Source organism: Bacillus sp. FSL R10-2201 (assembly GCF_038008665.1).
GTDB lineage: Bacteria > Bacillota > Bacilli > Bacillales > Bacillaceae_G > Bacillus_A > Bacillus_A mycoides.
On sequence record NZ_JBBOZP010000001.1, the window covers coordinates 3,746,783 to 3,760,097 of the forward strand.

Annotated in this window: 15 protein-coding genes and 1 other annotated feature (1 of these 16 only partly in view); all 15 genes read right to left on the reverse strand. The window is 35.9% G+C overall.

From position 1 onward, the window contains the following. Positions 1–5 (reverse strand) — a binding site (T-box leader) (it extends 220 nt beyond the left edge of the window). 51 nt (positions 6–56) lie between these two features. The 15 genes from divIVA to murG all read right to left on the reverse strand — a co-directional run bounded on the left by divIVA (position 57) and on the right by murG (position 13,253). Further along, positions 57–563 carry a septum site-determining protein DivIVA gene (gene divIVA, locus NSQ69_RS19175; RefSeq protein ID WP_001131609.1) on the reverse strand — a complete coding sequence of 169 codons (507 nt, stop codon included), beginning with the start codon at positions 561–563 and terminating at the stop codon, positions 57–59. 89 nt (positions 564–652) lie between these two features. Further along, the gene (locus NSQ69_RS19180) at positions 653–1,420 is read right to left on the reverse strand and encodes a YlmH family RNA-binding protein (protein WP_341092402.1); all 768 of its coding nucleotides are present in this window, start codon (positions 1,418–1,420) and stop codon (positions 653–655) included. Positions 1,421–1,435: 15 nt separating this feature from the next. Continuing rightward, positions 1,436–1,699: a YggT family protein gene (locus tag NSQ69_RS19185; protein WP_002014720.1), complete on the reverse strand. Its 264-nt coding sequence runs from the start codon at positions 1,697–1,699 to the stop codon at positions 1,436–1,438. Between the two features lie 6 nt (positions 1,700–1,705). Next, entirely contained in the window at positions 1,706–2,176 is a 471-nt protein-coding gene (locus NSQ69_RS19190) for a cell division protein SepF (protein ID WP_002014721.1), read from the reverse strand. A 19-nt stretch (positions 2,177–2,195) separates the two neighbouring features. Next, complete coding sequence (locus tag NSQ69_RS19195) at positions 2,196–2,870, reverse strand: YggS family pyridoxal phosphate-dependent enzyme (protein ID WP_002033757.1); 675 nt, start codon at positions 2,868–2,870, stop codon at positions 2,196–2,198. 5 nt (positions 2,871–2,875) lie between these two features. Next, positions 2,876–3,685 carry a peptidoglycan editing factor PgeF gene (gene pgeF, locus NSQ69_RS19200; protein WP_002128855.1) on the reverse strand — a complete coding sequence of 270 codons (810 nt, stop codon included), beginning with the start codon at positions 3,683–3,685 and terminating at the stop codon, positions 2,876–2,878. Positions 3,686–3,802: 117 nt separating this feature from the next. Further along, positions 3,803–4,081 carry a YlmC/YmxH family sporulation protein gene (locus NSQ69_RS19205; protein ID WP_341099613.1) on the reverse strand — a complete coding sequence of 93 codons (279 nt, stop codon included), beginning with the start codon at positions 4,079–4,081 and terminating at the stop codon, positions 3,803–3,805. Positions 4,082–4,374: 293 nt separating this feature from the next. Beyond that, positions 4,375–5,154 carry an RNA polymerase sporulation sigma factor SigG gene (gene sigG / locus NSQ69_RS19210; protein WP_002014725.1) on the reverse strand — a complete coding sequence of 260 codons (780 nt, stop codon included), beginning with the start codon at positions 5,152–5,154 and terminating at the stop codon, positions 4,375–4,377. Positions 5,155–5,311: 157 nt separating this feature from the next. Further along, positions 5,312–6,031 (reverse strand): RNA polymerase sporulation sigma factor SigE, encoded by a 720-nt coding sequence (gene sigE / locus NSQ69_RS19215; RefSeq protein WP_002128857.1) that lies wholly within the window; start codon positions 6,029–6,031, stop codon positions 5,312–5,314. A 19-nt stretch (positions 6,032–6,050) separates the two neighbouring features. Then, a complete protein-coding gene (gene spoIIGA / locus NSQ69_RS19220; RefSeq protein WP_002165147.1) occupies positions 6,051–6,968 on the reverse strand; it encodes a sigma-E processing peptidase SpoIIGA in 918 nt (305 codons plus the stop codon). Between the two features lie 457 nt (positions 6,969–7,425). Next, a complete protein-coding gene (gene ftsZ, locus NSQ69_RS19225) occupies positions 7,426–8,580 on the reverse strand; it encodes a cell division protein FtsZ (RefSeq protein ID WP_002014730.1) in 1,155 nt (384 codons plus the stop codon). 39 nt (positions 8,581–8,619) lie between these two features. Continuing rightward, positions 8,620–9,921, reverse strand: coding sequence for a cell division protein FtsA (gene ftsA, locus NSQ69_RS19230; protein ID WP_002014731.1), 1,302 nt, complete (start codon positions 9,919–9,921; stop codon positions 8,620–8,622). A gap of 401 nt (positions 9,922–10,322) precedes the next feature. Beyond that, positions 10,323–11,093, reverse strand: a complete 771-nt coding sequence (gene divIB, locus NSQ69_RS19235; protein WP_002014733.1) for a cell division protein DivIB — start codon at positions 11,091–11,093, stop codon at positions 10,323–10,325. Between the two features lie 98 nt (positions 11,094–11,191). After that, the gene (murB, locus tag NSQ69_RS19240) at positions 11,192–12,097 is read right to left on the reverse strand and encodes a UDP-N-acetylmuramate dehydrogenase (RefSeq protein ID WP_002014734.1); all 906 of its coding nucleotides are present in this window, start codon (positions 12,095–12,097) and stop codon (positions 11,192–11,194) included. A 61-nt stretch (positions 12,098–12,158) separates the two neighbouring features. After that, positions 12,159–13,253, reverse strand: a complete 1,095-nt coding sequence (murG, locus tag NSQ69_RS19245) for an undecaprenyldiphospho-muramoylpentapeptide beta-N-acetylglucosaminyltransferase (RefSeq protein ID WP_341099614.1) — start codon at positions 13,251–13,253, stop codon at positions 12,159–12,161. Positions 13,254–13,315: the final 62 nt, after the last annotated feature.

Genomic DNA, 13,315 nt, shown 5'->3' on the forward strand with positions numbered 1-13,315 from the left:
TTTCTTAATAAATATGCTGTTTAAAATTATATGTAATAATGAGAAAAACGTCAAGCTTACACTGTTTCTTCTTTTTTCAACAGTTCGTCCACTTCGTCTTCTAATTCAATTAGTTTATCCCAATCATCGTTGTTTAACATTTCAAGTTGTGTTTCTAATAACATACGGAAACGAGTTCGGAATACTTTCGCTTGTTTCTTCAACTCTTCAATATCAAAAGCAACTTTTCTTGATTTCACTAACGCTTCATTAATGATACGATCTGCATTTTTTTCTGCTTCACGTACAATTAATTTTGCTTCTTTTTGTGCATTACGCTTCACTTCTTCAGCAGCTTCTTGTGCGACAATGATAGATTTGTTCAGCGTATCTTCAATATTAGAAAAATGATCTAACTTTCCTTCTAATTGTGCAACCTTTTCTTCTAAAGCTTTTTTCTCACGAATGACTAATTCATAATCTTTGATGATTTGATCAAGAAACTCATTTACTTGATCTTCATCGTAGCCACGAAACCCGCGACCAAATTCTTTGTTATGAATATCTAATGGTGTTAACGGCACAACGCCACCTCCAAGTAGTTATCTAAATTTCCTCTTTCAATTATATCTTTTCTTCGACAAAATAAGAGAATTTCCTTCTAAAAAACCAATCATTTTAGTATACCATACAAAACTCTCCATTTGTCGCGCTTCGTTTTACCTTCTACAGAAAATAATTTACTTCGTCCATACCCTCTAACCGAGAAAACATCCCCTGGAAAACATTCATACGAAGTTTGCTCTACTGTTTTCCAATTGACTTTTACTAAGCCACCTTTTATAAGAGGCTGTACCTTCTGCCTAGATATATGTAGCATTTCAGCTAATAAAACATCTAGACGAAGTGACGAAACAGTCCCAGATTTTTCTCCCCATTTTTCACCTACACGCAAAATTTTCTCTACTTGTATAGGAGAGAGTGTGACTTTCATTTTCCCTATTGATTGTAAGTTCATTTCAATATACGATACAACTTCTTTGGCAACTGCAATTTGGGCACGGTCTTCTTGAAGCAAAATATCACCACATTTTTCCCTTGTTAAACCAAGCGACATGAATGCACCTAATATTTTCCTATGTTCTAGCGTAAAAAACTTGGAAGGATAGTCAATTTCTAATACTTCTACTTGAAATTCCTCTTCATTTAATTCTAGATAATCTGGATAAATTAGTGCTCTTTTCCGTTCGGCTTCAGGCATCGCACCATCAAACCGTACAGCTACATCTCCTTGCCCTATTACCATAGAAACAATTTGTTGCTGTCTTGGATCAAGAAAATCTGTTAACTTGACTTGATGGTACTCAGCAGCCTGTTTCCACTCTAATACTTTATCCACAAAGACCTCTTCATCAGGTCTAAAATGCTCATAGATGCTCATGTATTTAACCTCACACTATAAAAAATAGTTGAATAAACTCACTAAACCACCTCTAGCAAGTTTCAAGGCAACAATAGCAACAAGTGGAGAAATATCAATCATACCAAATGGTGGAATAAACCTCCTAAACGGCTCTAAATACGGTTCGCAAATACGCGCAAGAAAATCTCCAAAAGCTGATTCCTTTGCGCCAGGAAACCATGATAGGAGAATGTAAATAATTAGTGCCCACGAGTAAATCTCGATAGCAGTAAGTAACACTGTTAAAACTGTTGTCATGGCGTATTACCACCTCTTTATATTTGTCTCTTCTTCTTCACCGAATAACTCTGAAATCGCACCAACGATATCAACATTTTCAGGTGTACACATAAATGTTTTCGGGCCTATTTTTTGAATATCCCCGCCTATAGCGTATACAGTACCACTTAAAAAGTCAACGATACGTACAGCTTGATCTGTAGACATTCTTTGCAAATTAATTACAACAGCTCGTCTACCTTTTAAGTGATCCGAAATGCCTTGCGCTTCCGAATATGTACGTGGTTCTAGTAAAACAACTTTTGAAGATTGCTTCGCTGTTTCAATACTCACTACATTTTGCTTCGGTTGCACTTTCGCAAACGGAACATCTTGTTGTTCTGGGGGATCTTGTTGCTTTTTCATGTCTGTTTGCTCCTTTTCATAACTATATTGAGCTGCTTCTTTTTCTTCCGGTGTGTCAAAAAAGAAGTATTTTACTTTTGACCAACTCATAATAACTTTCTCCTTCCTCCTACGCTTTTCCTACTAAAACCGTTCCCAAACGAATATATGTAGCGCCTTCCTCAATTGCAATCGTGTAATCATTTGACATTCCCATTGATAATTCTTTACATGGTGCATGTAATAATTCTAGCTCCTGCACCTCTGTTTGTAGCATGCGCAATTCCTTAAAGCAGCGACGAATCTCTTCCTCTTCTCCTGTAAACGGAGCCATTGTCATTAATCCTACCACTTCAATCTTATCCAATTCTTGCAAACTTTGAATAAAAGAAATTGTTTCTTCTATCGCCAATCCTTGCTTTGATTCTTCAGATGATGTTTTCACTTGAATAAAGCATTTAACTTTCTTATCAGCACGTTTTTGAATTTCTTTTGCAAGCGAAAGACGATCTAATGAATGTAAATAATCAATCTCATTAATGATTTCTTTTACTTTTCTCGTTTGCAATGATCCAATAAAATGCCAATTCACTTTTGAACCGAAATGCTCGTATTTTTGTAAGAAACCTTCATTTCTATTTTCACCTAAATCAATAATTCCTGTTTCAATTACTTCGCTTGTTTTTTCAATCCCTACAGTTTTTGTAACTGCAACGAGCTTAATATCTTTCATCGAACGTCCAGCTCGTACACAAGATTCTTTAATTACTTCGTTTACATCTGCTAAATTCCCTTGCACTGTCACTTACTTCACTCCTCCTTAAAACCTATGAAACTCAACATTCTCCCCGTCTTACCTTGATCACGACGATGAGAGAAAAATAATTGTTCTTCACAGCTTGTACAAAGAGATGACATTACAATATGTTCTTCTTTTATGCCTGCTTGTACACATAATATACGATTAACTTCTTTTAAATTAATTGCATACTGACCATCAGAAATTACTTTATGAGGAACAGATCCGTTTACTACTTGCTGTGCTGCTGTTAATACACGATCATCAACAACATAACAACATGATCCGATTGCAGGACCAATTGCGACATGAATTTCATCACTTGAAACACCTTCTGCATTCCACTTTTGAATCATTTCTTTCGCAATCTCTGTTACAGTCCCTTTCCACCCAGCATGCGCAAGTCCTATCATATCATGTGATGGTGCATAAAAATAGAGCGGAACACAATCAGCGTAACAAGATGTTAAGAGAACATCTTTGTTAGTCGTATAAATGCCATCCGTTTTTGGAATACCGTCTTCATATGAATAAACGCCTTTCCCTTTTTCTTGCAGTCCTACTTTCTCAACATGATGGTCATGAACTTGTTCAGAGCAAATCCATTTTTCTAATGGTTTTTGTAACTTATTAGCTAAAATGCGTCTGTTTTCATGAACATTCTCCACGATATCATTCACATGTAATCCTAAATTCATCGCATGAAAGGAGCCTGTACTTACTCCACCATCTTTTGTCGTAAATCCAACAGTAATGTTTCCAAGTTCTTTCCACGCTTGTAAATACAGTATACCGTCCGCATATTTAAATGGTTCTCTCATAAAGCGACTCCTTTTAATTAAAATAACAGAAAAAAGTATGGTACTTCCTGTCTATTTTACCATACTTTTATTTTTTCATAATGACAACAGAAAAAAAAGAGGAATTTGTAATATTCTTTATGAAATTGTCGGTGTTTGTATTGATTCTGTTACAGAATTAACATGATCTACTTTTACAAGTATGACATCTTCTCCAATTTTCATAATTTGCTCCCAAGGAATCACAAATTCTACTTCCTTCCCAAAGAGTCCAAGCATTCGTGCCTGCTTAGAAATAATAACCGCCCTAATCTTTCCTGTGTCTATATCAATATCAATATCTCTAATATTCCCAAGCCTCTTTCCATCTGAAACATTTACAACATCCTTCATTTGAAACTCCGAAATCCGTATCATATTCATCCTCTCCCTTATATCATGAATCGTAAGTACGCTCTCAAATAAAGTGAAACCTTAATCAGTGAGATTATCCCCATCCCTACTGATTATTAACCCATGCCAATCGGACTTTTACGGGCAGTCCCGCTTCCATCTAACTTTTTACTTCAGCCTAATTTCGAAGCGGATAAACAGTATATAACCGCTACTAATAGAACATCCATTTTATTTTCATTATATGAACCTACCCAATCTACTATGAGCGCAAAATATTATATATAAAAAAGACCTCACCATAACTGGTGAGGTCCTTATCCTTGAATCGTCTTATTCATTTGCTTAATAGCAGACTTCTCCAAACGTGATACTTGCGCTTGAGAAATCCCAATTTCTTCGGCAACTTCCATCTGTGTCTTTCCTTGAAAGAAACGTTTTCGAATAATCATTTTTTCACGATCATTTAAACGCTTCATTCCTTCTTTCAACGCCAGTTCTTCAACCCACTGCTCGTCCTTTTGTTTTTCATCCTTTAATTGATCCATAACAAAGATAGGATCTCCTCCATCGTTATAAATCGGTTCAAATAATGAAACCGGATCTTGAATCGCATCTAGTGCAAAAACAATCTCTTCATGTGTCACTTCAAGAACTTTCGCAATATCCATTGCTGTTGGTTCTTTTGAATTTTCAGCAATCAATTTTTCTCTTACTTGCAACGCTTTATACGCAATATCTCGTAATGAGCGAGATACACGAATTGGATTGTTATCACGCAAATATCTGCGTATTTCTCCAATAATCATCGGCACAGCATACGTTGAAAACTTTACATTTTGGCCTAAATCAAAGTTATCAATGGATTTCATAAGTCCAATGCAACCAACTTGAAATAAATCATCAACATATTCTCCTCTGTTATTAAATCTTTGGATGACGCTCAGTACAAGACGTAAGTTTCCATTCACTAATTTCTCTCTGGCGCTTATCTCTCCACTTTGCATTTCACGAAATAATTTACGCATCTCTTCATTTTTTAGTACTGGAAGTTTAGCTGTATCAACACCGCAAATTTCTACTTTGTTTCTCGTCAAAGTGTTCCCTCCTATCGGGAGTTGCTGTACAGTGTAAAGTATTTCCTTTGAAGGGGATTTTATGCATACGGTTTTTCCATCATTTTTCACAAATATCATATTTCCTCATGCACAAAAAAAGAATAAGACCAGTCTAGATACCGACTGGTCTTATTCTTCACACCATTTTATTAAATTCTTTTCGTAATCTTTTTATAATTCTTTTTTCCAAACGAGAAATATAAGACTGTGAAATTCCAAGCATATCAGCCACATCTTTTTGTGTCTTCTCTTCGCCACCAGCGAGTCCAAACCGAAGCTCCATAATTTGTTTTTCACGGTCATTTAATTGATGCAATGCTTTCATTAAAAGATGACGATCTACAGTAGCTTCTAAATCTTTTGTAATAATGTCATCATCTGTACCTAAAACATCTGATAGTAACAGTTCATTTCCGTCCCAATCAATGTTAAGCGGTTCATCAAAAGAAACTTCCGAACGATTTTTATTATTTCGACGCAAATGCATTAAAATTTCATTTTCTATACAACGAGATGCATATGTTGCTAATTTAATTTTCTTTTCTGGATTAAATGTATTGACTGCCTTAATAAGACCAATTGTTCCTATACTAATCAAATCCTCAATATTGATCCCTGTATTTTCAAATTTTCTTGCTATATATACAACAAGCCTTAGGTTACGTTCAATAAGCATCGACCTCGCAGCTTGATCTCCATTTGGCAATTTATTCAAAAGAACTGCCTCTTCTTCTTTCGTTAACGGCGGTGGCAACGCTTCACTTCCACCAATATAATAAATTTCATCGGTCTTAATTCCTAATTTCAGCAATACTTTATACCAAAGGTATACCAAATAAAATTTAAATTTCACCATATTATCCCGCCTCTCATAATTAAGCAATTACCATCTTTTGCGAAATCAACATTTTCGGATGTACAATGCATTGATACTCTCCATTAGTAGATAATTGTTGTGTATTTAATCCAATCAGTACTTTGTTTACAACAACCGAACTACCTTCATGATAAACTCGCACACAATCTGGCTTAATTGCCCATAAAAATTGATTCTCTACTCCTACTGCTCGGAAAGGAATTAAACGTAGTTTCGTCGCCCATCCAGAATCATTTTCTGGTATTTGAGGAATTTCTGTTTTGGAATAAATTTGTTCTGTTAACCAAGCTGGCAAACAATGTTCTAATGATGAAATATGCATAATCATAACGGGTGTTTTCGTTAACGGGTCATAAAGTTGGTTCCCACTATCAATTAGACCTGCTAATTCTAGTTCCTCTCCAGCTAATTGAATTTCCACTTTCACGATTTGATCATAGTGTATCTTTGTGACCTCTACGCTTTCTATACGCTTTTTAGAAAAATAATAAATTACTGGAAAACCAAAAATAACAAATACCCAACTAATTGGATCACCGTAAGAAACTGATTTAGATTGAACTAATCCATTTACCATTTCGTTCGTTTGCAAAAAGTAATGCGTTCCAATTAATCCTCCACCAACCATAAAGGTTACAAAATAGAAAGTAAAAACAGTTTGTGTATAATTTCTAAATGTCGAAAACCCAAATGCTGTATACACAATAAGTAACGAGTACAATAGTTTCATAATTGGATGTGTCATCATAGAAGCAAAAGGCGTAAAGGCGAAAATAACAATAGTTGAACCTATAAATGCCCCTAACACAAGCCTCCATCTTTTGATTCTCTTTTTTAACACGGTGGCTGTTAATAAAAGTAAAAGAAAATCAATGCAGGCGTTTAACAACCAAACGATGTCGGCGTAAACAACCAAACAATTCACCTCTTTTTTTAAGTTGAGACTAGTATAATGCATATCCAATAGGAAAGTGTGTCAATTGGTGGAGGGATTTTTTTGTTATTTTGTGATTTCTAGACATAATCTGTCGGTAAAAAATAAAAGTGTATTTTTCATAGAATAATATAAATTTTTTACTTGTATACATAATAATTGAATTATATATATACAAAGTTTATCTTGCTATTTGCGGGCAGTAAGACCCTGCCTCAAAATTCAGCTATAAAAAAGTACAGAAGTTAAGTGGGCGTCGGGCTAACAATCATTTTTGGATGAACACCCCCGACTAATTAAAGTTTCAATTTATTTATCACAGCTTATGGTTTAAAAATAGGACTGGGCTCTCCATATGCAAAATAATAAAAAAAGATCTGCTTAGCAGATCTTTTCCATTTAGACAACAAAAAAAAGGAGCATGAAAGCTCCTTTTCTTTTATCGTCTACGACGGTTACGTAAGAATGCTGGAATATCGATGTCATCTGAATCAGTATGACGATCATGCACAACCGGCTCTTCACGTTTCATTTCACGCTTAACTTCACGTTGTTTTGAAGGTTGAGCTACTGGTTGTTGTTGCTGTTGCGTGTGATTCGCAGTCGGACGGATAATTGGTTTTGGTGGTTGTGTCGAAGCACTATCATCAAAACCAGTTGCAATTACAGTGACAACGATATCATCTTTTAATCCTTCATTAATAACAGAACCGAAGATCATATTTACTTCTGGATCCGAAGCTGAAGCTACAATGTCTGCTGCTTCTTGTACTTCATATAAACTTAAGTTTGCGCCGCCCGTAATGTTCATAATAACACCTTGAGCTCCATCAATAGATGTTTCTAGTAATGGACTGGAAATCGCTTTTTTCGCAGCTTCAGCAGCACGATTTTCACCATTACCAGAACCGATACCCATTAAAGCAGAACCTCTATTAGACATAATTGTTTTTACGTCTGCAAAGTCTAAGTTAATTAGACCTGGTGTAGCAATTAAATCAGAAATACCTTGAACACCTTGACGTAATACGTTATCTGCTTCACGGAACGCTTCTAACATTGGCGTATTTTTATCAACAATCTCTAATAAGCGATCATTTGGAATTACGATAAGTGTATCTACATTTTCTTTAAATGACGCAATACCAGATGCAGCTTGAGTTGCACGCTTACGCCCTTCAAATGTAAATGGACGTGTTACAACACCAACTGTTAACGCGCCTAGTTCTTTTGCAACTTGAGCAACAACTGGAGCTGCACCAGTTCCAGTTCCGCCGCCCATACCAGCAGTTACGAAGACCATATCCGCGCCACGAAGCGCTTCTTGAATCTGTTCTTTACTTTCTTCTGCAGCTTTTTTCCCTACTTCAGGGTTTGCGCCTGCACCAAGTCCACGCGTTAATTTTCCACCAATTTGCATTTTCGTTTCAGCTTTTGATAGATTTAATGCTTGTGCATCAGTATTCACAGCGATAAAGTCTACACCTTGTACACCGTGTTCAATCATACGGTTTACAGCATTGTTTCCGCCACCGCCGACACCGATAACTTTTATATTCGCTAATTGATCTTGAGTAGTATCAAACTCTAACATGTCGAAATCCCCCTAGAACCTCATTTTTCGTGTCCAATTTTAATCCCATAAATAACGGAATGCACGTTTTACTTTTGACATCATGCGGTCATCATTTTGATTAGTATTGTTTTGATTACGAGTTTTTTGTTTCGCAGGTTGCTGTTGTACCGGCATTGGTGCTGGTACTGGTTCAAAATGTTCTTGCTTTTCCTGCACATTTTTCCCACGTAATTTAGCTTTTTGATAAGAATGTTTAATTAATCCAACTCCACTTGTATATTGAGGCTCACGAACACCAATATAATCAGGAGTTGCTATACGAACATTTTCATGTAAAATATCGTATGCAAGATCAAGAACACCTGGCATAGAAGCTATCCCACCAGTTAGTACATATCCAGAAGCAGCTTGCTTTACTCCTAACTTATGCACTTCATCTTGAACAAACATTAAAATTTCCTCTACACGAGCCTCTATTATATCCGATAATTCCAACTGAGAATATTGTTCTGTTTGATCGCTTCCCATAATAGGAACCGTAAACATCTCTTCTTCAGATGCTGTATCATAAAAAGCATGTCCATATTTCAGCTTAATTTGATCTGCATTTTCTGTTGAAGTTTTCAGCCCAATCGCTATATCCTTCGTTATATGATCTCCACCTAATGGCAATACGCTCGTTGCTTGCAACTCTCCATCTTTAAAAATAGATAAGGTTGTAGATCCTCCACCCATATCAACAAGGGCTACCCCTCTATTTCTTTCATCCGAAGATAACGCAACTGTCGCTGCCGCTAAAGGTTGCAGACAAATATCAACAATTTCAAGACCTGCTTTTTCTACACAACGAAGTAGGTTATGTAGTAAAGTTCTCGAGCCTGTAATAAGTGTACCTTCCATTTCTAATCTTACACCGATCATCCCGCGTGGATCGTTAATCTCGTCAAGACCGTCTACAATGAACTGTCGAGGTACCACATCAATAAATTCACGTTCAGGAGCAATTGACACAACTTGCGCTGCATCTAGAACGCGTAAGACATCTTCATTCCCGATTTCACGATCTTCATTTGAAACAGCGACTACTCCGTGACACGGGAGCAACTGTACCTGGTTTGCATTGACACCTACTACAACTTGCTCAATGTGGATACCCACCATGCGCTCGGCTTGTTCAATTGCTTTTTTAATTGATCGAACAGTTTCATCTATATCAACTATCGATCCCTTTTTCAAACCATTTGATTTTACGTTTCCAACACCAATAATGTTTAAGCTATCATTAACCATTTCACCAATGATGACTTTAACATTGGATGTACCGATGTCAAGACTAACATATATTTCATTGCTGTTCATTCTTTGGCACCTCCTTCTTTATTTATACCATACAACTCAATATATGGAACAACAATCGCAACTTTACTATTTATAAGAAAAATATTCAACGTCTTTGTACGTTTCCCTTTTTTAACCCTATATTTTTCTTATTTTTATTTAACATTCATTTAAGAATATCGCAGTAACCTGTGAATAACTGCTCTATCTTGAAATAATTATATTTCAAGTGTAAAGATTACCGCCAAGTATAAGTCTACACTAAGATGTACTTGTAGAAAAGTGAAACTTGTACCAATCCTAGTATGAATCTAAGAAAATTTACATTTTTTTCATCAAATTAAGCATTCTTGCAAATTAGCATCCATATAAAAGAACGTTTGTTTCATTTCATACGTAATAACGCAGTAAAAACTATCATTCTATTCTTTCTTTTCTTCAGCACCTAGTTCCTTCGTATATGCACCCACTTCTAAGTCAATTAAAACCTTCTTACCAGGTTCAATTGTTTTTAAAATAAGTGGATAAGCTTCCATTCGCTTTGCGAAATTTTGAATAGTGGTGCTCACTTCATATCCTTCATTCATATATAAAGTAAGATGATCTTCATTTGCGTTCGTTGGTGTATAACGAATTTCAGAAATAGACCTTAAAATAGTTGGCGTTAATTTTTCTAGTTCTGCAATTAATTCCTTCATTTTTTCCTCTTTAAATGGTTCAAAAATTGGTGCTGCAACTGGAAGCTTTCCGTTCGGAAGTACATCGAGTGTTTTCCCATTTTCTAATAACGGTTGTAATTTCCCATCTTTGTTTATATAGCCAATTGTTAAATATTCTTCGATATGAACATCAATTTTGTTTGGGAAACGTTTTTTTACATTTACCTCTTTAATTTCTTTTCGTTTCGTTAAGTTTTCTTCTGCTTTATGAGCTGTTACTCGGAAATAACTCGTATCATATGTCACACCTGATTCCTTCATAACTTGTTCATCTGTCATATAATGATTTCCAAAGACACTTATCTTTTTTATATTACTAAGCGGAGACCGAAAATAAATTAAAAAGAGTACTAATAAAAATAAAATCGATATGTATAAAATTAACCGATGATTAACAGGTTTCTTATTTTTTTTATTTTGATTCTTTAATTTTGGTACACGATCTTGTAGTTTAATCACTTTACTATTTTTCATGTACGATCCCCCTATGTAACATAAAGAACGGCATGTTCCTCATGCCGTTCTTATCTTCTTATTATAACATAAATGATAATGAGCGGAACGAACAACCGTTATCTTCCAATTATTTCTACTTCTGTATGCATATCAACACCAAATTTATCTTTAATTGTACGCTTTACCAATGCGATTAAGTCTAATACATCTTGCGCTGAGGCCACACCAGTATTAACAATAAAATTCCCATGCATTTCAGAAATTTGAGCTCCACCTATTGTATAACCACGAAGCCCTGATTTTTCTATTAAATCTCCTGCAAAATAGGGGACTGGATTTCGAAATATACTTCCTGCACAAGGGTGATTCCAAGGCTGCGTTTCACGGCGATACTCTTTATTCTTTTGCATACTTCTTACAATTCCCTCGCGTTCGCCTACCTCCAATTGGAATTCAGCTTCCAAAACAATACCAGGGCGTTTCATTTGCAATACAGATGTGCGATAAGAAAAGCCCATTTCGGTATTCGTCAACCAATTAATTGTTCCATTGTCAAACAAAATACGAGCTTTCGTTAATACACTCGATATATCGGACTTATGAGCGCCTGCATTCATATACACTGCACCGCCAACACTTCCTGGAATACCACTTGCAAATTCCAGGCCCGCTAATCCCTGTCGACTAAGTAAAGTTGACAATTTAATAAGGGGATATCCAGCACCGACTCTTACTCTATGTTTTTCGACTTCTAAATGGTCTAATCCTTCTCCTAAACGAATAACCACACCTTCTATACCTTGATCAGATACGAGAAGATTTGAACCACGACCAATTGCAGTCCACCCTGTCTTGTACTTCTTTACTAACTCTAGAGTCTTCTCAATACCAGCAACATGCTTTGGTACAATTAAAATATCAGCTGGTCCGCCTATTTTCATAGTCGTGTAACGCGCTAACGGTTCATTAACTAACACGCGACCAACATTTGCTTCTAAAAGCTCTTTTACTAATTGTTCCATAGACAATCTCCCCCATATCAAGTCTCCTTATTACAGTAATATGCAGGGCGTTCACCTAATGTTATTTTTTAATAAGCTTGTTCATTACTTCATATAGCTTATTTGCTGCATCTGGAATACCAAGTTGCTTAGTAGCCAGTTTCATATTTTGTAATGTTTGTGTATCCAATAAAATCTCATCAATGTCACGAATAAGCGTTTCAGATGTTAAATCTTTTTCAAGTAGCATTTTAGCTGCTCCTTTATCAACAACTGATCGTGCATTTTTTTCTTGATGGTTATTTGTTACGTACGGACTTGGAATTAATACACTCGGCTTTCCTAACGCTGTTAATTCTGCAAGCGTTGTAGCCCCTGCCCTTGAAACAACAATATCTACACCCGTCAGTACCTCTGGCATATTATGAATAAAAGGTTTAATAATAACATTATTCGGATTCCCTTTTTGTTTCACGGCTTCCATAACTTTATCATAATGTACTTCGCCTGTTACATATAATACTTCGTAACTTTTATTCCCAAATTGTTCAATCGCTTCTACAAAAGCATCGTTAATCGGTCTAGCCCCGCGGCTCCCACCAAAAATAAGCACGGATTTTTTAGAAAGGGATAGTCCTACCGAACGTTTTCCTTTCATTCCATTTTGGTCCATTACTTCTGATGCACGTGGATTACCTGTCATAACCACTTTTGACTGTGGAAAATGTTCTGCAGCTGCTTCAAAACAAACTGCAACTTTATCGACATAACGACTTAAAAATTTATTCGTTACACCAGGTACACTATTTTGTTCATGGACAATAGTCGGAATACCTAATTTAGCCGCAGCATATACAACTGGCCCACATACGTATCCACCCGTACCAATCACAATATCAGGGTTAAAACGACGAATATATCGTTTACTATCTTGAACACCTTTTAGGAAACGCATCACTGTTTTTACATTATCAAGAGATATTTTTCGTTTAAATCCACTTATAACAATAGATTGGAACGGAATACCCGCTTTCGGTACGATGGTACTCTCTAATCCATTCTCTGTACCAATGTATAAAAATCTTGCTTCAGGATTTAGTTTTTTTATTTCTCTAATTAAAGCAAGAGCTGGATAAATATGTCCTCCAGTACCCCCACCACTTACTAATACTCGCACTACTGATTCCTCCACTTCCCTGTTCTTATTCAATCGTATTTATTTCTATATACATATTGTAT